The 19,505-nt window shown below is 69.7% G+C and carries 18 protein-coding genes; 2 read left to right on the top strand and 16 right to left on the bottom strand.

All coding sequences use genetic code 11. The annotated features are described in order from the left end of the window. Positions 1–78: 78 nt before the first annotated feature. Genes aspS through ABZ463_RS13200 form a run of 3 tightly spaced genes read right to left on the bottom strand, consistent with a single transcriptional unit; the run spans position 79 to position 3,776 of the window. Entirely contained in the window at positions 79–1,815 is a 1,737-nt protein-coding gene (aspS, locus tag ABZ463_RS13210; RefSeq protein WP_352011690.1) for an aspartate--tRNA ligase, read from the bottom strand. Continuing rightward, positions 1,812–3,077: a histidine--tRNA ligase gene (gene hisS / locus ABZ463_RS13205; protein WP_362775863.1), complete on the bottom strand. Its 1,266-nt coding sequence runs from the start codon at positions 3,075–3,077 to the stop codon at positions 1,812–1,814. Before hisS ends, aspS begins: the two co-directional genes overlap by 4 nt. 3 nt (positions 3,078–3,080) lie before the next feature. Further along, positions 3,081–3,776 carry an MBL fold metallo-hydrolase gene (locus tag ABZ463_RS13200; RefSeq protein ID WP_352011688.1) on the bottom strand — a complete coding sequence of 232 codons (696 nt, stop codon included), beginning with the start codon at positions 3,774–3,776 and terminating at the stop codon, positions 3,081–3,083. A gap of 148 nt (positions 3,777–3,924) precedes the next feature. Between ABZ463_RS13200 and ABZ463_RS13195 the strand changes: the two genes are divergently transcribed. Both ABZ463_RS13195 and ABZ463_RS13190 read left to right on the top strand, forming a co-directional pair. Continuing rightward, positions 3,925–4,788: a peptidylprolyl isomerase gene (locus tag ABZ463_RS13195; RefSeq protein WP_352011687.1), complete on the top strand. Its 864-nt coding sequence runs from the start codon at positions 3,925–3,927 to the stop codon at positions 4,786–4,788. A gap of 60 nt (positions 4,789–4,848) precedes the next feature. Further along, the gene (locus ABZ463_RS13190) at positions 4,849–6,078 is read left to right on the top strand and encodes a DUF349 domain-containing protein (RefSeq protein WP_352011686.1); all 1,230 of its coding nucleotides are present in this window, start codon (positions 4,849–4,851) and stop codon (positions 6,076–6,078) included. Between the two features lie 82 nt (positions 6,079–6,160). Here the strand turns inward: ABZ463_RS13190 and ABZ463_RS13185 are convergent, their stop codons facing one another. The 13 genes from ABZ463_RS13185 to ABZ463_RS13125 form a co-directional block, all read right to left on the bottom strand. Further along, a complete protein-coding gene (locus ABZ463_RS13185) occupies positions 6,161–8,353 on the bottom strand; it encodes a bifunctional (p)ppGpp synthetase/guanosine-3',5'-bis(diphosphate) 3'-pyrophosphohydrolase (protein WP_352011685.1) in 2,193 nt (730 codons plus the stop codon). Positions 8,354–8,592: 239 nt separating this feature from the next. Further along, positions 8,593–9,111 (bottom strand): adenine phosphoribosyltransferase, encoded by a 519-nt coding sequence (locus ABZ463_RS13180; RefSeq protein WP_352011684.1) that lies wholly within the window; start codon positions 9,109–9,111, stop codon positions 8,593–8,595. A 64-nt stretch (positions 9,112–9,175) separates the two neighbouring features. Continuing rightward, positions 9,176–10,228: a protein translocase subunit SecF gene (secF, locus tag ABZ463_RS13175; protein ID WP_362775859.1), complete on the bottom strand. Its 1,053-nt coding sequence runs from the start codon at positions 10,226–10,228 to the stop codon at positions 9,176–9,178. Beyond that, on the bottom strand, positions 10,228–12,006 hold the full coding sequence (gene secD, locus ABZ463_RS13170; protein WP_352011682.1) for a protein translocase subunit SecD: 1,779 nt from the start codon (positions 12,004–12,006) through the stop codon (positions 10,228–10,230). The genes secF and secD overlap by 1 nt, the downstream gene beginning before the upstream one ends. 119 nt (positions 12,007–12,125) lie before the next feature. Continuing rightward, positions 12,126–12,494 (bottom strand): preprotein translocase subunit YajC, encoded by a 369-nt coding sequence (gene yajC / locus ABZ463_RS13165; RefSeq protein WP_352011681.1) that lies wholly within the window; start codon positions 12,492–12,494, stop codon positions 12,126–12,128. Between the two features lie 226 nt (positions 12,495–12,720). Next, positions 12,721–13,767, bottom strand: coding sequence for a Holliday junction branch migration DNA helicase RuvB (ruvB, locus tag ABZ463_RS13160; protein ID WP_352011733.1), 1,047 nt, complete (start codon positions 13,765–13,767; stop codon positions 12,721–12,723). 61 nt (positions 13,768–13,828) lie between these two features. After that, positions 13,829–14,449: a Holliday junction branch migration protein RuvA gene (gene ruvA, locus ABZ463_RS13155; RefSeq protein WP_352011680.1), complete on the bottom strand. Its 621-nt coding sequence runs from the start codon at positions 14,447–14,449 to the stop codon at positions 13,829–13,831. Then, positions 14,446–15,030, bottom strand: a complete 585-nt coding sequence (ruvC, locus tag ABZ463_RS13150) for a crossover junction endodeoxyribonuclease RuvC (RefSeq protein ID WP_352011732.1) — start codon at positions 15,028–15,030, stop codon at positions 14,446–14,448. Before ruvC ends, ruvA begins: the two co-directional genes overlap by 4 nt. 103 nt (positions 15,031–15,133) lie before the next feature. After that, positions 15,134–16,291 carry a GNAT family N-acetyltransferase gene (locus tag ABZ463_RS13145; RefSeq protein ID WP_362775856.1) on the bottom strand — a complete coding sequence of 386 codons (1,158 nt, stop codon included), beginning with the start codon at positions 16,289–16,291 and terminating at the stop codon, positions 15,134–15,136. Between the two features lie 68 nt (positions 16,292–16,359). Further along, complete coding sequence (locus tag ABZ463_RS13140) at positions 16,360–17,112, bottom strand: YebC/PmpR family DNA-binding transcriptional regulator (RefSeq protein WP_352011678.1); 753 nt, start codon at positions 17,110–17,112, stop codon at positions 16,360–16,362. Positions 17,113–17,115: 3 nt separating this feature from the next. After that, the gene (pdxT, locus tag ABZ463_RS13135; protein ID WP_352011677.1) at positions 17,116–17,706 is read right to left on the bottom strand and encodes a pyridoxal 5'-phosphate synthase glutaminase subunit PdxT; all 591 of its coding nucleotides are present in this window, start codon (positions 17,704–17,706) and stop codon (positions 17,116–17,118) included. A gap of 70 nt (positions 17,707–17,776) precedes the next feature. Then, positions 17,777–18,997, bottom strand: a complete 1,221-nt coding sequence (locus ABZ463_RS13130; protein WP_362775853.1) for an MFS transporter — start codon at positions 18,995–18,997, stop codon at positions 17,777–17,779. 42 nt (positions 18,998–19,039) lie between these two features. Further along, positions 19,040–19,456 (bottom strand): MarR family transcriptional regulator, encoded by a 417-nt coding sequence (locus tag ABZ463_RS13125; RefSeq protein ID WP_352011675.1) that lies wholly within the window; start codon positions 19,454–19,456, stop codon positions 19,040–19,042. Positions 19,457–19,505: the final 49 nt, after the last annotated feature.

Here is a 19,505-nt window from a genome sequence, read left to right as displayed (position 1 = left end):
GTACGGCCCGCAGCCGTACGAGCACGGCCCCGGGGCGTTGACCCCCGGAGCCGTGCCCCACCGGCCCTCAGGACCGTCTCAGGCGTCCGCCTTGGGCTTGGCGTCGACGCCCGCCTCCTTGCGCTGCTCGACCGTGATCGGGGTCGGCGCGCCCGTCAGCGGGTCGAAGCCGGAGGCCGTCTTCGGGAAGGCGATGACGTCACGGATCGAGTCGCCGCCGGAGAGCAGCATGCAGACCCGGTCCCAGCCGTAGGCGATGCCGCCGTGCGGCGGCGGGCCGTACTTGAACGCCTCGAGCAGGAAGCCGAACTTGCTCTCCGCCTCCTCCTTGGAGATGCCGAGCACGTCGAAGACGCGCTGCTGCATCTCGGCGCGGTGGATACGGATCGAGCCGCCGCCGATCTCCATGCCGTTGCAGACCATGTCGTAGGCGTAGGCGAGGGCCTCGCCCGGGTGGTCCTGGAAGTTGTCGGCCCACTCGGGCTTCGGACCGGTGAAGGGGTGGTGGACCGCGGTCCAGCCGCCCTCGCCGTCCTCCTCGAACATGGGCGCGTCGACGACCCACAGGAAGCTCCACGCCGACTCGTCGATCAGGCCGCAGCGGCGGCCGATCTCCAGCCGGGCCGCGCCGAGCAGGTCGCGGGAGGCGGCGGCCGTACCGGCGGCGAAGAAGATCGCGTCACCGGGCGCGGCGCCCGCCTTCGCGGCCAGGCCCGCGGTCTCGGTCTCCGACAGGTTCTTGGCCACCGGGCCGCCGAGCGTGCCGTCCTCGCCGACGAGGACGTAGGCCAGGCCCTTGGCGCCGCGCGACTTGGCCCACTCCTGCCAGCCGTCGAGCTCCTTACGGGTCTGCGAGGCACCGCCCGGCATCACCACGGCGCCGACGTAGGGCGCCTGGAAGACCCGGAAGGTCGTCTCGGCGAAGAACTCCGTCATCTCGACGAGTTCCTGGCCGAAGCGCAGGTCGGGCTTGTCCGAGCCGAAGCGGGACATGGCGTCGGCGTAGGTCATCCGGGGCAGCGGCGTCGGCAGCTCGTAGCCGATCGTCTCCTTCCAGACGCGGCCGATCAGCGCCTCGCCCAGCGCGATGACGTCGTCCTGGTCGACGAAGGACATCTCAACGTCGATCTGGGTGAACTCCGGCTGCCGGTCGGCGCGCAGGTCCTCGTCGCGGAAGCAGCGGGCGAGCTGGTAGTAGCGCTCCATGCCGCCGACCATGAGCAGCTGCTTGAACAGCTGGGGCGACTGCGGCAGGGCGTACCAGTTGCCCGGCTGGAGACGGACCGGCACCAGGAAGTCACGGGCGCCCTCGGGGGTCGACCGGGTGAGCGTGGGGGTCTCGATGTAGACGAACCCGTGCTCGTTCATCACCTCGTGGGCCAGGTAGGTGGCCTTGGAGCGCGCCCGCATGGCCTGGGCGACCTGCTGGCGGCGGATGTCGAGGTAGCGGTACTTCAGGCGGGCCTCCTCGGAGACCCCGGTGCCGCCCTCGATCGGGAAGGGCAGCGGCGCGGCCTCGCTGAGCACCTCGACCTCGGAGGCCACGACCTCGATCGCGCCGGTCGGCAGCTCGGGGTTCTCGTTGCCCTCGGGGCGGACCCGCACCTGCCCGACGACCTTGACGCAGTACTCGGCGCGCAGGCCGTGCGCGTCGTCCTCCTCGCGGAAGACCACCTGACAGGAGCCTGAGGCGTCGCGCAGGTCGATGAAGACCACGCCGCCGTGGTCACGGCGGCGCGCCACCCAACCGGCCAGCGTCACCTGCTGCCCGGCGTGCTCCTTGCGCAGTGATCCCGCTTCGTGCGTGCGGATCATTTCTCCAGTCTCTCCTTCAGGGTCGTGACGATCTCGGCGAGCGGTACGGCGCTCTGGTCGCCGCTGACCAGGTCCTTGACCTGGGCGGTCCCGGCGGCGATGTCCCGCTCGCCGAGGATGACGGCATAGCCCGCGCCCGACCGGTCGGCACCCTTCATGGCGGCCTTGACGCCCTTGCCTCCGAACGACATGTCGGCGTCGAGGCCCGCCCGGCGCAGCTCGGTGATGAGCAGGAACATCCGGCGGCGTGCCTCCTCGCCCAGCGGCACACCGTACACCTGGACGTGCGGGCCGTCCGCCTCGTCGTCGAGCAGCCCCTCGGCCTCCATGGCCAGCAGCGTCCTGTCGACGCCGAGCGCCCAGCCGACGCTGGGCAGCGCCGGGCCGCCGAGCATCTCGCTCAGTCCGTCGTAACGCCCCCCGCCGCCGACCGCGGACTGCGAGCCAAGCCCGTCGTGGACGAACTCGAACGTGGTGCGCGTGTAGTAGTCAAGCCCGCGCACCAGCCGGGGATCGTCGGTGTAGGCGACCCCGGAGGCGGTCAGCAGCGTGCGGACCTCCTCGTGGTAGGCCTTGCACTCCTCGCACAGGTGGTCGACGACCAGCGGGGCGCCCGCGAGCTGGGCCTGCACCTCGGGACGTTTGTCGTCGAGCACCCGCAGCGGGTTGATCTCGATCCTGGCCCGGGTCGCCTCGTCGAGGTCGAGACCGCGCAGGAAGTCCTGCAGCGCGGCGCGGTAGGCGGGCCTGCAGACGCGGTCGCCCAGCGTGTTGAGCAGCAGCCTGACCCCGGTGAGGCCGAGCCCGGCGTAGCCCTCCGCGGCCAGCAGGATCAGCTCGGCGTCGAGGGCCGGGTCCTCCGCCCCCAGGGCCTCGGCCCCCACCTGCCAGAAGTGGCGGTAGCGGCCCTTCTGGGCGCGTTCGTAGCGGAACTGGCTGCCGGAGTACCAGAGCTTCACCGGAAGCCTGCCGTTGTGCAGGCCGTGCTGGAGGACCGCCCGCACGACCGACGCGGTGCCCTCGGGGCGCAGCGTGATCGAACGCCCGCCCTTGTCGGTGAAGGTGTACATCTCCTTGGAGACGATGTCGGTCGACTCGCCGACGCCGCGCACGAACAGCGCGGTGTCCTCGAAGACCGGCGTCTCGATGTAGCCGTACCCCGCCCGCCTGGCGGGGGCGGTCAGCGCCTCCCGGACGGCCAGCGCGCGCTCGGAGCGCGGCGGGAGCAGGTCGAAGGTGCCCTTGGGCGCCTGCAGAGTCATCTTCTAAAGTCCCCTGGTGGGACCGGCGTACGGCGCCGCCTCCGCCAAGTACGGATTGGTCGCGCGCTCGTGGCCGATCGTGGTCTGTGGTCCGTGTCCCGGCAGCACCACCGTCTCATCGGACAGCGGCAGGCACTTGGCCGCCAGGCTGCGCAGGATGGTCGGATAGTCCCCGCCGGGAAGGTCTGTGCGGCCTATGGAGCCGGCGAACAGCAGGTCTCCCGAGAACATCACCTCGGGGATCTCCCCGCTCCCGGGCAGCCTGAAAGCCACCGACCCCCTGGTATGGCCGGGGACGTGGTCGACCGTCAGCTCCATCCCGGCCAGGCTCAGCACCTCTCCGTCCGCCATCTCGCGCACGTCGTCGGGCTCGGAGAAGGTCAGCCCGCCGAACAGCTGCTGCCCGAAGGCCAGGGACATCCCCTTGATCGGGTCGGACAGCAGCTCCCGGTCCTCGGGGTGGATCCACGCGGGGATGTCACGCGCTCCGCAGACCGGGGCGACCGACCACATGTGATCGAGGTGGCCGTGGGTGAGCAGCACGGCGACCGGCTTCAGGCGATGCTCGCGCAGCAGGTCGTCCAGGTCGCCCACGGCGTTCTGACCGGGGTCGACGACGACGCACTCCTCGCCCGCGGCGGGAGCCACGGCGTAACAGTTGGTCTGAAACGACCCTGCGGGAAAGCCGGCGATGAGCATCTGCCTCAGCTGATCTCGTCAAGAAAACGGATGGGAATGTAACCGAAGGGTACCGGTGCGGGTCGGCGGGCTGCGAACCATTACCCGTTGGCCGATACGATTCGCCCACCTCAATAAGTGATACTCCGGCACTCGGGAGGGCGAAGTGGTGAGCGGCAAGGACCGCCAGAAGCAACTGGCCCGCGAGCACTACGAACGGCAGATGCAGCGGCGCGCCGAACGTGAGTCGCGTATGAAGCGCAATGCGATCATCGGCACGAGTGTGACCGTCGTGGTGCTCGTCGGCGGTGTGATCGCCGCGATGTCCCTGCTCGGAGGTGGTGGAACGTCCCCGGCGACCGCCGCCTCGGGCACCCCGTCCGCGCCCGCGAGCCCGGCTGAGACGGGCACCGGCGCCAAGCCGGCGGCCTTCGACCCCGCGGCGGGCACCTGTGGTTACGTCGCCGAGACCGAGGGCGGACCGGCCAAGAACGTCGGCCTGCCTCCGGCGAAGGTGGACACCACGCCGAAGACGATGACCCTGAAGACCAACCTGGGCGACATCGTCATCGCGGTCTCGGCGGAGAAGACCCCCTGCACGGTCAACTCCTTCGCGTTCCTGGCCGGGAAGAAGTACTTCAACGGCTCCAAGTGCCACCGTCTCGGTTCCGAGCAGTTCCCCGTGCTCCAGTGCGGCGACCCGCTGGCCAAGGCCGACGGCAAGAACCCGACCGACGGCCAGGGCGGCCCGGGGTACCGTTTCGTCAACGAGAACCTCGAAGGCGCGAAGTACACCCGCGGTGTCGTGGCCATGGCCAACAGCGGCCCGGACACCAACGGCAGCCAGTTCTTCATCGTCTACGGCGACGCCCAGCTGTCTCCGGACTACACCCCGTTCGGCACGGTCACCAAGGGCCTGGACATCCTCGACAAGGTGAACAAGGCGGGTGTCATCACCCCGGGCCCGGACGGCACCGGCGCCCCGAAGGAAACCGTGGAAATCAAAGACGTGACAATGTCCGACAAGAGCTGACGTAATACATCCAAGAGGCGGATAGCCTCGAAAGGCTGATGAAAGTTGCGGGAGGACACGGTGAGCACCGACCCGTGGGGCCGGGTAGACGACGACGGCACCGTCTACGTGCGTACGGCTGAGGGAGAACGGGCCGTCGGGTCCTGGCAGGCCGGCGAACCGGAAGAGGCTCTGGCCTACTTCCACCGCAAGTTCGACGAGCTGGCCGGGCAGGTCACGCTGCTTGAGCAGCGGGTCCGCGGCACGGATCTGCCGCCCGCCCAGGCGGAGGCGACGATCGTCAAGCTCCGCGAGGCGATCGTCGACGCGCACGCGGTCGGCGATCTCGACGGGCTGCTGGGCCGCCTCAACAGCCTCACGGAGCTGGTCTCCCAGCGCCGCGAGGAGGTCAAGGCCGCCCGCGACGTGGCTCGCGCCGAGGCCAGGGGCGTCAAGGAACGCATCGTCGCCGAGGCCGAGCGCATCGCCGACGACACCACCCACTGGAAGACCGGTGGGGAGCGGCTGCGCCAGCTCGTCGAGGAGTGGAAGGCCGCCGAGCGCATCGACCGGGTGACCGAGGCGGCGCTGTGGAAGCGCCTGTCCGCGGCCCGTACGGCCTTCGCCAAGCGGCGCAAGGCCTACTTCGCCGGGCTCGACGAGCAGCGCGAGGGCGTGCGTTCGGCCAAGGAACGCATCGTCGTCGAGGCGGAGGCGCTGGCCTCCTCGACCGACTGGGGCGCGACGGCCTCCGCCTACCGCGAGCTGATGCAGCAGTGGAAGGCGGCCGGCCGGGCCTCGCGTGAGGTCGAGGACGAGCTGTGGGGCCGTTTCAAGGGCGCCCAGGACCAGTTCTTCCAGGCCCGTTCGGCGGTCTTCGCCGAGCGTGACGCCTCGCTGGCGGCCAACGCCGAGGTCAAGGAGCAGCTGCTGGCCGAGGCCGAGAAGATCCTTCCGGTCTCCGACGCCCGCGTCGCCAGGAACGCCCTGCGTGGCCTCCTGGAGCGCTGGGAGGAGGCCGGCCCGGTCCCGCGCGAGCAGCGTGACCGGCTTGAGGGCGGTCTGCGCAAGATCGACGAGGCGGTCCGCAAGGCCGAGGAGGCCGAGTGGAAGCGGTCCAACCCCGAGGCCCGCGCCCGCGCGCAGAACACGGTCGACCAGCTGCGCAAGTCGATCGGGCAGCTTGAGGGCCGTCTGGCCAAGGCCCAGGCGGCCGGCAGGGACAAGGAGGCCAAGGACGCCGAGGAGGCCCTGACCGCCCGCCGTTCCTGGCTTGAGGAGGCCGAGCGCACGCTCGCCGAGTTCTCCTGACCCTCCGGCGCCAAAACGGGGGACGCTCCTTTCCGGAGCGTCCCCCGTTTCGCTGTATGGCCCGGGGCGGGCCTGAGAGGGCCTAGGAGGCGCCGCTCACCCGGTAGACGTCGTAGACGCCCTGGATGTTGCGTACGGCCTTCAGCACGTGCCCCAGGTGCTTGGGGTCGCCCATCTCGAAGGTGAACCTGCTGATCGCCACCCGGTCCTTCGAGGTCGTCACCGACGCCGACAGGATGTTGACATGCTGGTCGGACAGGGTCCGGGTGACGTCGGACAGCAGGCGCGGCCGGTCGAGCGCCTCGACCTGGAGCGCCACGAGGAACACCGAGTCCTCCGCGGCCGACCAGGAGACCTCGACCAGGCGGTCGGGCTCTGACCTCAGCTGCTGCACGTTGGGACAGTTGGTGCGGTGCACCGAGACGCCGTGGCCGCGGGTGACGAAGCCGATGATCTCGTCTCCGGGGACCGGGGTGCAGCAGCGCGACAGCCGTACCCAGACGTCGGAGTCGCCCGCGACGACCACGCCCGCGCCGCCCCGGCCGCGGGGACGGCCGCGCAGCTTCGTCGGCACCGAGACCTCGGCGATGTCCTCCTCGGCGCCCTCGACCCCTCCGAGGGAGTGCACGAGCTTCTGCACGACCGCCTGGGCGGCCACGTGGCCCTCTCCGACGGCCGCGTAGAGCGCCGAGACGTCCGCGTAGTGCAGGTCCCTGGCGAGCACCAGGAGGGACTCTCCGGACATCAGGCGCTGCAGCGGCAGGCCCTGCTTGCGCATCGCCCTGCCGATGGCCTCCTTGCCCGCCTCGATCGCGGTCTCGCGGCGCTCCTTGGAGAACCACTGCCGGATCTTGTTGCGGGCCCGGCCCGACTTGACGAACTTGAGCCAGTCACGGGAGGGACCGGCGTCCGGCGACTTGGAGGTGAAGATCTCCACGGTGTCGCCGTTGCCGAGCCGCGACTCCAGCGGCACGAGACGGCCGTTGACCCGGGCCCCGATGCAGCGGTGGCCGACCTCGGTGTGCACGGCGTAGGCGAAGTCGACCGGGGTCCCGCCCTCGGGAAGCGCGATCACCTGACCGCGGGGGGTGAAGACGTAGACCTCGGAGACCGACAGGTCGAACCTCAGCGACTCAAGGAACTCGCCCGGGTCGGCGGTCTCCTTCTGCCAGTCGAGGAGTTGCCTGAGCCAGGCCATGTCGCTGGCCGGCTTGAGCTTCGCCCCGGGCGGGCCCGAGGTGGTCATGTCCTCCTTGTACTTCCAGTGCGCCGCCACGCCGTACTCGGCCCTGTGGTGCATGCCGTGGGTGCGGATCTGCAGCTCGACGGGCTTGCCCTCGGGGCCGATGACCGTGGTGTGCAGCGACTGGTACATGTTGAACTTGGGCATCGCGATGTAGTCCTTGAACCGGCCGGGCACCGGGTTCCATCGCGCGTGAATCGTTCCCAGGGCGGCGTAGCAGTCGCGGACCGTGTCGACCAGCACCCGGATGCCGACCAGGTCGTAGATGTCGTCGAAGGCGACGTCCCTGGCGATCATCTTCTGGTAGACCGAGTAGTAGTGCTTCGGGCGCCCCTTGACCACCGCGCGGATCTTGGCCTCGCGCAGGTCTCCGGAGACCTTCTCGATGACCTCCTGCAGGAACAGGTCCCTGCGCGGGGCGCGCTCGGAGACCATGCGGGCGATCTCGTCGTAGCGCTTGGGGTAGAGCATGGCGAACGCGAGGTCCTCAAGCTCCCACTTGATGGTGTTCATGCCGAGGCGGTGGGCGAGCGGCGCGAAGATCTCCAGTGTCTCCCGGGACTTCTGCTGCCGCTTGTGCTCGGGCAGGTAGCGCATGGTGCGCATGTTGTGCAGCCGGTCGGCGAGCTTGATCACCAGCACCCGGATGTCGCGGGACATCGCCACGACCATCTTGCGGACGGTCTCGGCCTGGGCGGCGTCGCCGTACTTGACCTTGTCGAGCTTGGTGACGCCGTCGACCAGCAGGGCGATGTTGTCGCCGAAGTCCTTGCGCAGCTCGTCGAGGCCGTAGGCGGTGTCCTCGACGGTGTCGTGCAGCAGCGCGGCGCACAGCGTCTCGTCGTCGGTGCCCAGCTCGGCCAGGATCGTCGCGACCGCGAGCGGGTGGGTGATGTAGGGATCACCGCTCTTACGCTTCTGATCACGGTGGTGGTAGGCGGCCACGTCGTAGGCGCGCTCGATGAGCCGCAGATCCGCCTTCGGATGCGTCGCGCGGACCGTCCGGAAGAGCGGCTCAAGCACCGGGTTCATGGCGCCACCCCATTGCCCCCCAAAACGCGCGAGCCTACGCCTTACCGCAGGCCTGTCCTCGGTGGCTCCGGACATGGCGGAACCGGCATCGCCTGCCGGGACGGCCGTCTCGGGACCGCCACCGTCGGCGGTCACGTCGGGGACGACCACATCACGGGGCACTCAGACTCCTCACGTTCGAGTCCAGATCCCCCCAGTGTATCCAGACTGGCCAGGATGCCTTCCCCGGCGGGGTCGGATCAGACAATCACCAGGGAATGCACCTCGACGCCGTCCAGCCGTTCCCGTCCTTTGAGGAAGGCCAGCTCCATGAGCACGGCGATGGCGACGACGTCGGCGCCCGCCCTGCGGACCAGCTCCACCGCCGCACGCGCCGTACCGCCGGTGGCGAGCACGTCGTCGATGATCAGGACGCGTTCCCCTGGGGTGAAGGCGTCTCGATGGACCTCGATGGTGGCGGAGCCGTACTCCAGATCGTAGGACGCCTCAAGGGTTTCCGCGGGCAGTTTGCCTTTCTTGCGCACCGGAACGAAGCCCGCACCCGCCCGATAGGCCGCGGGAGCGGCCAGGATGAAGCCTCTGGCCTCGATCCCGACGACCTTGTCGACCTGGTGGAGCCCGGCGAAACCGTCGATCACGGCGGCCAGGGCCTCAGGATCGGCGAGCAGCGGGGTGATGTCCTTGAAGAGGACGCCGGGCTGGGGGTAGTCGCGGATGTCCCGGACGTGGTCCAGGATCAGCCTGCTCAGGTCACTCATCGTCGCTCCCTCAAGGAAAAGCCTCCGTCCCCTCGGCGGGGACGGAGGCCTTGCTGACTTCCGGCTACTTCTTCTTGCGCTTGTCGCCGTCGGGCGCCGAGCCGTTGGCGGCCCCCGCGGGGACCGGCTGCTTGGCTCCCTTGACCGTCTGGCCGCCCTTGGCCCCGCCGCCCTGTGAGGAGAGCCTGCGGGCGATCGCCTGGTAACGCGGCTCGCGCTCCTTCAGCGTGACCAGCATCGGCGTGGCCACGCACAGGGACGAGTAGGTACCGACGATCATGCCGACGAACAGGGCGAGCGAGAGGTCCCTCAGCGTGCCCGCGCCGAACAGCGTGGTGCCGATGAACAGGATCGCGGCCACCGGCAGGATCGCCACCAGGGTGGTGTTCAGCGACCGGATCAGGGTGTGGTTCAGCGCGTTGTTCGCCGCCTGCGTGTAGGTCATCTTGGAGGTCGTGCCGAGCTTGGCGGTGACCTCCTTGATCATGTCGAACACGACGACCGCGTCGTACAGGGAGTATCCGAGGATCGTCAGGAAGCCCAGCAGGGTCGCCGGGGTGACCTCGAACTGGGTCCACGCGTAGACGCCCGCGGTGATCACCAGGTCGTGGAAGAGCGCCACGACCGCCGACAGCGCCATCTTCCACTCGAAGGCCACCGTGAGGTACAGGATGATCGCCAGCATGAAGACGATCAGACCGGTGACCGCCTTGTCGGCCACCTGACCGCCCCACGAGGCGCCGATCACCTGGAGGGTGACCTCGTTCTGCTGTATGCCGTACTTCTGGGCGACCGCCTTCTGGACCGTGGTCACCCGCTCGGGGGGCATGCTGTCGGTGGTGACCCGCCAGCCGTTGTTGGTCGTCTGGACGATGACCTGGTGGGCGCCCGCGCCGTTGAAGGTGTCGCGGACCTCTTCGATGTGGGCGCTGGGCGCCTTGAAGGAGAAGACCGAACCGCCCCTGAACTCGACGCCCAGGTTGAGGCCTCCGTTGAAGAGCAGGCCCGCGATGGACACCAGCAGCAGCACGGCGGACAGGCCGTACCAGAGCTTCCTGCGTCCGACGAAGTCGACGTCGATCTCGCCGCGGTACAACCGACTCGCGATGCCGGACATCATGCCTCCTGCGGAACGGTCTTGGTACCGGCGACCGTCGTGCTGCTCATGCGCTCGGCGTCGAGACCGGAAAGCTTGTGTCCCTTGGCGAAGAACTTCAGCCTGGCCAGCAGCGTGACGAACGGCTTGGTGAACAGGAAGACCACGACGATGTCGATGAGCGTGGTCAGGCCCATCGCGAAGGCGAACCCGGCCACACCGCCGACGGCCAGGAAGTACAGCACGACGGCGGCGATGAACATGACCGCGTCGGCGATCAGGATCGTCCGGCGGGCGCGGGTCCAGGCGACCTCGACGGCCGTGCGCAGCGACCGGCGGCCCTCCTTCATCTCATCTCGTATTCGTTCGAAGTAGACGATGAAGGAGTCGGCGGTGATACCGATCGAGACGATGAGGCCGATGATGTGCGGCAGCGACAGGCGGAAGCCCGCGAAGGCACCGAGGATCACGACCGCCTGGTAGGTGAGGATCGAGGCGGCCAGCAGGCTCAGCACCGAGACGACGCCAAGGCCGCGGTAGTACAGCATGGAGTAGACGACCACCAGGGCCAGGCCGATGCCACCGGCGATCATGCCACCGCGCAGCTGGTCGGCGCCCAGGGTCGAGGAGACCTCGTCGATCGAGCTCTTCTCGAACTTCAGCGGCAGCGCGCCGAACTTCAGCTGGCCGGCCAGCTCGTTGGCCGTCACCTGGGTGAAGTTGCCGGAGATCTGCGCCCGGCCGCCGGTGATGGGCTCCTGGATGACCGGCGCGGAGATGATCACACCGTCCAGGACCATGGCGACCTGGTTGCGCGGCGGCTGGGAGTTGAACGCGGTGGTGGTCACCTTGGACCACTGGTCGGGGCCCTGCCCCTTGAAGGAGAGCTGGACGAGCCACTCACCGGTGGTCTGGTCGACGCCCGCGTTGGCGCTGGCGATCGCGCTTCCGGTGACGGCCGCCTTGTCGAGGACGTACTTGGCGCTGCCGTCCTGGCTGCAGCCGGCGTACTGCTTGTTGGGGTCGTCCTGGGCGCCCTGGCCCTTGTTCTTGGAGCAGTCGAGGGCCTCGAACTGCTTGAGCACCGCCGGGTCGATGCCGGTGGTGTCCACGTCGGCCAGCGGGTTGTCCGCGGGCGAGGAGGGCTGGGGCGAGGGGGAGCCGCTCTGGCCGGGCTTGGCCGAGGGGGAGGCCTCCGCCTTGTCGCCCTTCTTGCCGGTGTCCTGCTTGCTCTCCTGCTTGCCGGTGGCGGTCGGGGTCGCCTCCGGGCTGGGGTTGAGGAGCGCCGCCGACAGGGCGCGGCCCGCGGGCGAGGCGCTCGGGTTCGCGGCGGCCGTCGCGGTCGGCTCCGGCGTCTTCGTGCCCTGCTCGGCCGCGGGGGAGGCGGACGGGGCGGGGGACTTGTCGCCCTTCTTGCCGGGAGCCGTCGAGGAGGGGGAGGATGACGGCGTCGGCGCCTGGGTGGGCATCTGCCCCGGCGGCTGGGGTGCCCCTGCCGCGACCGCCATCACCTGACGGAAACGCAGTTCCGCGGTGGTGCCGACCAGCTTGACGACTTCCTCCTGGCCAACTCCGGGGACGGAGATGACGATGTTGTCACCGGATTTGGCGACCTCGGCGTCGGAGATACCGCTGCCGTTCACCCTGTTTCGGATGATGCCGACGGCGAGATCCAGGCTTTCCTCTGTGGGAGCCGTGCCGTTCGGGGTGACGGGCTGCAGTGTCACTGTCGTGCCACCGGCGAGGTCGAGGCCATATTCGGGGGTGTAAGCCCTGTTCAGGAGCATCACCCCACCCATGGCGAGAATAATCGCCAGTAGCAGTAGGAGCACGCGCCCCGGTCTGCTCTGGCCGCTGGTCGGTCGGGCCACTGGTCGTCAGTTCTTTCGGCTATAGGGAATGTTGGCGAGCCTACTTATCACTTCTTGGTCGTCGAGTCCTGGTCGTCACCGGGCGACTGCGCGGTTTCCACCACATTGTCATCCACGGTGTCGGTGTTCTCGGCGTCGCCCTGCGTGTCGTCGACCGGGCCCACCACACGCCCGATCGCGGCCTTGACCCAGCGGGTCTCGACGCCGGGGGCGATCTCCAGGATCACATCTTCGGCGTCGATCGCTACCACCGTCGCGAAAAGCCCGGTAGTGGTCATGATGCGGGTCCCCGGGGTGAGGGAGTTCTGCATCTGCGCCTGCTCCTGCTGCCGCTTACGCTGCGGCCTGATCAGCAGGAAGTAGAACACCACGACCATCAGCGCGATCATGATAAGGCTGGAGTAATTGCCGCCCATTGGGCCGCTCCTTCGGTTAAGGATGACCGGCCGGAGCCGGACGTCATGTGAGGCCACGCCGCGCTCAGCACGTCAGCCTACACAGCCAGCCAAGCCACGGAGTTTAGGCGAGCTGTTAGGAGCGCGGCAACGAGGTCACGTTCTGGCGCGCGGGGAAGTTCCCATTTTGATACGGTTGTCACCTTTTTGTGATCAACCCCGTGCGTTTTCTCACCGTAACTCAACGTCAGGAAGCCGCGGGGTCATCCCCAAGATCATGCAGGTCAGGCCCCTGGCCGGGCATCGGCACCGCGCCGAAGGCTCCGGGAGGGGGCGTCAACCCCAGGTGGACCCAGGCCGCCGCGGTCGCGACGCGTCCGCGAGGAGTGCGGGCCAGCAGGCCCTGCCGTACCAGGAACGGCTCCGCGACCACCTCGACGGTCTCCGGTTCCTCCCCCACCGCGACCGCCAGTGTTGACAGACCGACGGGACCACCACCGAACTTGCCGAGCAGGGCGCCCAGGACGGCGCGGTCGAGACGGTCGAGTCCCTCGGCGTCCACCTCGTAGAGGTTCAGCGCCGCGGCGGCGACGTCCCTGCTGATCACCCCGTCCGCCCGGACCTCGGCGAAGTCGCGCACCCGGCGCAGCAGCCGGTTGGCGATGCGAGGCGTGCCCCGGGAGCGCCCGGCGATCTCGTGTGCCGCGTCGCCCGGGAGACGCAGGCCGAGCAGCCGTGCCGAACGGTGCAACACCTGTTCGAGCTCGGCGGCCTCGTAGAAGTCCATGTGCGCGACGAAGCCGAACCTGTCACGCAGCGGCGCGGGCAGCAGGCCCGCCCTGGTGGTCGCCCCGACCAGGGTGAAGGGCGCCACCTCCAGCGGGATGGCGGTCGCGCCCGGCCCCTTGCCGACCACGATGTCGACGCGGAAGTCCTCCATCGCGAGGTAGAGCATCTCCTCGGCGGGACGGGCCATCCGGTGGATCTCGTCGATGAAGAGGACCTCTCCCTCGGAGAGGGTGGACAGGATCGCCGCGAGGTCACCCGCCCGTTCGAGGGCGGGCCCGGAGGTGAGCCTGAGCGGCGCGGAGAGCTCGGCCGCGATGATCATCGAGAGGGTCGTCTTGCCCAGACCGGGCGCGCCGCTCATCAGCACGTGGTCGGGGGGACGGTTGCGCCGCAACGCGCTGTGCAGCACCAGGGAGAGCTGCTCGCGCACCCGCGCCTGGCCGATGAACTCCTCAAGACGTTTGGGGCGCAGCGCGGCCTCGATCAGGCGCTCGTCACCCTCCATCTCGGGTGAGACCAGATCCCGTTCCGCGCTCACGTCGTCTCCGCCTTTCCTGTGCCCTGTCTCACCGGACGCTCAGCACGCGAAGCGCGGCCTTGAGCAGCACGGCGACCTGGGGAACCCTGCCCTGCGCGATCTCGGCGTCGGCCTGGACGGCCACCGTGGCGACCGCCTCATCGGCGTCCCTGACCGAGTAGCCGAGACCGACCAGGCCCGAGTGCACCTGGTCGCGCCAGGGCGGGACTGCGGCGGTGCCGTCGAGCGCGGCGTTGACCGCCTCCTCCGGCGTGCCGAGCTTGTCCTTGAGGTCGACGATGATCCGCTGAGCGCCCTTGGGGCCGACTCCGGGCACCCTGGTCAGCGCCTTGACGTCGGCGCTCGCCACCGCGATCCGCAGGGCGTTCGGCGTGTGCACGGCGAGCATGGCGAGGGCGACCTTGGGACCGACCCCGTTGGCCGTCTGCAGCAGCTCGAAGACCAGACGCTCGTCGTCGGTGCCGAAGCCGAACAGTGTCAGGGAGTCCTCCCTGACCACGAGCGAGGTGGCCAGTCTGGCCTCCTCCCCCACCCGCAGCGCCGCCAGTGTGCCGGGTGTGCAGTGGACGAGCACGCCGATCCCGCCGACCTCGACCACCGCCCCCTCCGGCGCGATCGCGGCCACCCGTCCCCGCACCGAGGCGATCACTTCGTGCTTCCCTTCGAATATCCGGCCCTGCCCCCGCCGCGGAAGTAGGCGGCGGCGCTCGTGCCGGGAGCGGCGGCCTTCGCGACCGCCTCCGCGAGCCTGTTGCGCGCCCCGCCCCGCCACACGTGGCAGATCGCGAGGGCGAGGGCGTCGGCGGCGTCGGCGGGCTTGGGCATCTCGTCCAGGCGCAGGAGCCTGGTCACCATCGTGCCGACCTGTCGTTTGTCGGCGGTGCCGCTGCCGGTGATCGCGGCCTTGACCTCGGAGGGCGTGTGCAACGCCACCGGCAGCCCCCGGCGGGAGGCGCACAGGATCGCCACCGCGGAGGCCTGCGCGGTGCCCATCACCGTCCTGAGGTTGTGCTGGGCGAAGACCCGCTCCACGGCGACCGCGTCCGGCTTGATCTCGTCGAGCCAGCTCTCGATGCCCGCCTCGATCGCCACGAGCCTCGCGCCGGTCTCGTCTTCTGCGGGGGTGCGCACGACCCCGACCTTGACCAGGGTCAGCGGCGCCCCCGGCCGTCCCTCGACCGCGCCGAGCCCGCACCGGGTCAGCCCGGGATCGACCCCCATCACCCGCAGTTCGGGCAACCGCACCGGCACGCCTCCACTCGCCGAACACCTGTTCGGTGCCAGACTCTACCGCCTGCGCGCACACGACGCACGGTTCCCGGGCAGGCACCCCTCAGAAGTGGTCCAGCATGTACGGCCTGGCGTGGAAGGCCCCGTCCAGGGCGGCGTCGCCGTCCGCGGAACCGGTCAGTCCGCCGGTCCTGCGCAGGGTCGCGGCCGGAACCCCGCAGAACAGGGCGGAGAACGCCCCGGCCGTGAAGACGGGCAGAGCCGAGGGGAGGGTGCCCGCGGGCTCGGCCGTCGCCCGCCCTCCGGAGACGGACAGGTGCCAGGGTCCGGAGTTCTCCGGCCGCTGGGGGTCCTCGACCTGGATCACGGTGTCGAGGGTGACGCCGGGCGGGAAACCCCGCTCACGGATCGCCGCGGCCAGGTCGACGACGCGGAACATCCAGCGGGTCTGGCCCACCTCGTCCGTCGGACGGTTCCCTATCAGCCAGAAGACGGGGTCGTCGGGGGCCACGACCGCGTGGACGGACCTGGCGATCGAGGCCGAGGAACCGACCAGGGACCACAGCGTCCGCGCGGTCGCCTCCGAGCCCGCGACCAGGACGGGAACCTCCAGGTCCTGGTCGCGCCAGCGGTAGACGACGAGGCCGTCGTGTGCGAGATAGACGAAGTCGTCCCCCGTCGCCAGGCGCGCCCGCCAGACGTCGGCGTCCCAGCAGACGGGGCCGCAGGCGCGGGTGGCCAGGTGGACTCCCCGCAGGACCGAGACGACCCGCTCTGCGTCCTCCGGCCCGGCCCTGCGGACCTGGACCTGCTCGGTCCGCCTGATGGTCCGCAGCGCCTCGGCGGGCAGCACGGCGCGGTGCATGGCTCCGGCGTGCTCCCAGCCCAGCGATCGGTAGATGTGGGTGGTGGCCGGGTAGAGGGCGGAGACCGGATGACCGAGGCTGGCGCAGCGCTCAAGGGTGGCCAGCATGATGGTCCGGCCGGCTCCCCCGCCCCTGTCCTCCGGGGCGACGGTCACCGAGGCGACGCCGCCGAGGGAGATCGGCCTGCCGTGCCAGTACTGGGTGAAGTCGTTGATCCGGCTCGTCGCGACCAGGCGGGCGCCGTCGAAGAGACCGAGATATCTCCCCGCTTCGAGTGCGGGAGTCACCATCCCGACCCACTGCCGCTGGACCGCCTCCGACACCGGTCCGAAGGCCCGCCTGCGATTGTCCGTCACCGCGTCGAGATCGTCCGCGGTCAGTTCACGTAGCTTCACAGCCACCCAACCTAGGCGGCGCGGTCCGGGCGGGGCGAATCGGTCGTCCCGCCCGGCACGACGGCCGTTCAGGCGTCGAGCTTCTCCAGGACGTCGTCGGAGACGTCGAAGTTGGCCCAGACGTTCTGGACGTCGTCGCTGTCCTCAAGGGCGTCGATCAGCCTGAAGACCTTGCGGGCGCCGTCCTCGTCGAGCGGGACGTTCATCGTCGGCACGAAGCTGGACTCGGCGGAGTCGTAGTCGATGCCGGACTCCTGCAGGGCCTTGCGGACCGGGACGAGGTCGGTGGCCTCGGAGACGACCTCGAACTGGTCGCCGAGGTCGTTGACCTCCTCGGCGCCGGCGTCGAGGACCGCGGTCAGCACGTCGTCCTCGCTCAGCGAGCCCTTGGGCACCAGCACGACGCCCTTGCGGTTGAACATGTAGGACACCGAGCCCGGGTCGGCCAGCGAGCCGCCGTTACGGGTCAGGGCGACGCGGACCTCGGAGGCGGCGCGGTTGCGGTTGTCGGTGAGGCACTCGATCAGCACCGCGACCCCGCCGGGGGCGTAGCCCTCGTACATGATGGTCTGCCAGTCGGCGCCGCCCGCCTCAAGGCCGCCGCCACGCTTGCGCGCGCGCTCGATGTTGTCGATCGGGACCGAGCTCTTGCGCGCCTTGGTGATGGCGTCGTACAGCGTCGGGTTGCCGTCCGGGTCGGGGCCGCCGGTTCGGGCCGCGACCTCGATGTTCTTGATGAGCTTGGCGAACAGCTTGCCCCGCTTGGAGTCAAGCGCGGCCTTCTTGTGCTTCGTCGTCGCCCATTTGGAGTGGCCGGACATCGGCTAGAGCTCCCTCACCATGTCAACAAAATATGAATGCACACCGACATCCCCGGTAAGTTCCGGGTGGAAGGACGTGGCGAGCAGCGGTCCTTGGCGGACCGCGACGATCCTATCCCCAGCTTCGGCCCGAGCCAGCACTTCGACATCGGAACCGACAGATTCCACCCACGGGGCGCGAATGAAGATCGCCCGTATCGAGCCCCGGCCCGCGAAGTCGAGGTCCGCCTCGAAGGAGTCGACCTGACGGCCGAAGGCGTTGCGGCGGACCACCATGTCGATGCCGCCGATGGTCTGCTGGCCCTCGATGCCGCCCTCGATCCGGTCGGCCAGCATGATCATGCCCGCGCACGAGCCGTAGGCGGGCATGCCGCCCTTGATCCTCATCCTGAGCGGTTCGAGGAGTTCGAAGGTCTCGGCGAGTTTCCACATCGTGGTCGACTCCCCGCCGGGGATGACCAGGCCGTCGACCGCCTCCAGTTCACCGGGGCGCCGTACGGCGACGGCCCTGGCACCCGCCGCCTCCAGTGCGCGCGTGTGCTCGCGCACGTCTCCCTGCAGGGCGAACACTCCGACGGTCGGGGCGATGCTCACAGTGGTCCTCTCCAAGGGCTCGGAACGCCCCTTCAGCGTATGGCCACTGTGCGCGTCGCCCCAAACCGGGTCAGGCCGGGGCAGAGGCATCCTGGAAGGTGTGGTCGACGTCGATCCGATCCAGGCTCCTCATGTGGTGGCGCCTGCCGTACAGGACGGCCATGCCCGCCAGGCAGCAGGCCGCGCCCAGGACGTACGGCACCGCGGGCCCGACCTCCTCGCCCAGCTTGGTGACGACGTAGGGCGCGAGCGCGCCGCCCATCCAGCGCACGAAGTTGTATCCGGCGGAGGCGACGGGCCTCGGCGCGTCGGAGACCTCCATGGCCGCCTCGGTGAACACGGTGTTGTTCAGGCCGATCGGCAGGCCGGACAGGATGACGAAGACGACGACGCCCGGGTGACTTCCCGCCTGCTGTGACAGGGCGATGCCCACCTGCAGCAGGGCGAGCGCCCCCAGCGAGAGGTGGAGCACGTTGACCGAGCCGATCCTGCGCTGCAGGGCGGGGGCGCCGAAGACCGAGGCCAGCGCGACGCAGACGCCCCACCCGAAGAAGACCGCGCCGATGCCGTACGGCGACATGCCGAGGATGAAGGGGGTGAAGGCCAGGACGGTGAAGAAGGCGAAGTTGTAGAAGAACGCGGTGAACGCCGTCGTCGACAGGCCGCCGTGGGCCAGGGCGCGCAGCGGGTCGGACAGGCGGGTGCGCGCGGCCGGTTCCGGCGTGGCCCTCAGCAGGGTCAGGACGAGGACGAATCCGACGGCCATGAGGGTCGCGGTGCCGAAGAAGGGGGCGCGCCAGTTCCAGTCGCCGAGGGCGGCGCCGACCAGCGGCCCCATGGAGATGCCCAGGCCCAGGGCCGCCTCGTACAGGACGATGGCCGCCTCCGCGCCTCCGCTGGCGGCGCCGACGATCACCGCGAGGGCGGTGGCGACGAACAGGGAGTTGCCCAGGCCCCACCCGGCGCGGAACCCGACGAGTTCGCCGACGCTGCCCGAGGTCCCGGACAGGGCGGCGAAGACGACCACCAGGGCCAGGCCGAGCAGCAGGGTGCGCTTGCCGCCGATCCTGCTGGAGACCCAGCCGGTGACGAGCATGGCCACCGCGGTGACCAGGAAGTAGCTGGTGAACAGCAGGGAGACCTGGCTCGGGCCCGCGTTCAGGCCCTTGGCGATGGAGGGCAGGATCGGATCGACCAGGCCGATGCCCATGAAGGCGACGACCGCGGCGAACGCGGTGGCCCAGACGGACATCGGCTGACGCAGGATTGCGCCGCCGCTCTGTGAGGACATGGAAGGCGCTCCTTGGGAGAAGGGGGACGGGTGGAGGGGCCGTCAGGGGCGGCCCAGTTTGGCCAGGGCGGGAAGCGCCGCGGCGACGGCCTCGCGTTCGGCCTGGGTGAGGGCGCCGAGCCGGTCGCTCAGGTAGGCGATCCTGGCGCGCCGTACGGCCACCAGGCGGGCGCGGCCCTCGTCGGTGAGCTCGACGGTGCGGACCCTGGCGTCGGCGGGGTCGGCGCCCCGCGCGACCAGTCCCGGCTCCTCAAGGCGGTTGATCTGCACGGTCATGGTCGGCAGCTGGACGCCGTGTTCCTCGGCCAGCTCGGTCATCCGGCGCGGGCCGTCCTGGAGCGAGCCGAGCACGGCGTACTGCTGGCTGGTGATCGGCTGCCCGGCCGCCGCGCGGCGCAGCAGCAGCACCAGGTGGCGCAGCTCCTTGGAGAGGTTCTCCGCGAGTTCATCCGTCATCATAGTTAGTCAGTCTAACTTAGCCTGTCTAACTATTATTCCGGAAAAACGG

Source organism: Streptosporangium sp. NPDC020145 (assembly GCF_040631275.1).
In the GTDB taxonomy this organism is placed as follows: Bacteria; Actinomycetota; Actinomycetes; order Streptosporangiales; family Streptosporangiaceae; genus Streptosporangium.
Note: the sequence above shows the minus strand (reverse complement) of the source record. Positions and strands in the feature narration are given on the sequence as shown.

Coding starts and splice junctions, on each gene's coding strand:
- aspS (WP_352011690.1), bottom strand. CDS start 1,815: ATGATCCGCACGCACGAAGCGGGATCACTGCGCAAGGAGCACGCCGGG.
- hisS (WP_362775863.1), bottom strand. CDS start 3,077: ATGACTCTGCAGGCGCCCAAGGGCACCTTCGACCTGCTCCCGCCGCGC.
- ABZ463_RS13200 (WP_352011688.1), bottom strand. CDS start 3,776: ATGCTCATCGCCGGCTTTCCCGCAGGGTCGTTTCAGACCAACTGTTAC.
- ABZ463_RS13185 (WP_352011685.1), bottom strand. CDS start 8,353: ATGAACCCGGTGCTTGAGCCGCTCTTCCGGACGGTCCGCGCGACGCAT.
- ABZ463_RS13180 (WP_352011684.1), bottom strand. CDS start 9,111: ATGAGTGACCTGAGCAGGCTGATCCTGGACCACGTCCGGGACATCCGC.
- secF (WP_362775859.1), bottom strand. CDS start 10,228: ATGTCCGGCATCGCGAGTCGGTTGTACCGCGGCGAGATCGACGTCGAC.
- secD (WP_352011682.1), bottom strand. CDS start 12,006: ATGGGTGGGGTGATGCTCCTGAACAGGGCTTACACCCCCGAATATGGC.
- yajC (WP_352011681.1), bottom strand. CDS start 12,494: ATGGGCGGCAATTACTCCAGCCTTATCATGATCGCGCTGATGGTCGTG.
- ruvB (WP_352011733.1), bottom strand. CDS start 13,767: ATGGAGGGTGACGAGCGCCTGATCGAGGCCGCGCTGCGCCCCAAACGT.
- ABZ463_RS13140 (WP_352011678.1), bottom strand. CDS start 17,112: ATGTCCGGCCACTCCAAATGGGCGACGACGAAGCACAAGAAGGCCGCG.
- ABZ463_RS13130 (WP_362775853.1), bottom strand. CDS start 18,997: ATGTCCTCACAGAGCGGCGGCGCAATCCTGCGTCAGCCGATGTCCGTC.
- ABZ463_RS13125 (WP_352011675.1), bottom strand. CDS start 19,456: ATGATGACGGATGAACTCGCGGAGAACCTCTCCAAGGAGCTGCGCCAC.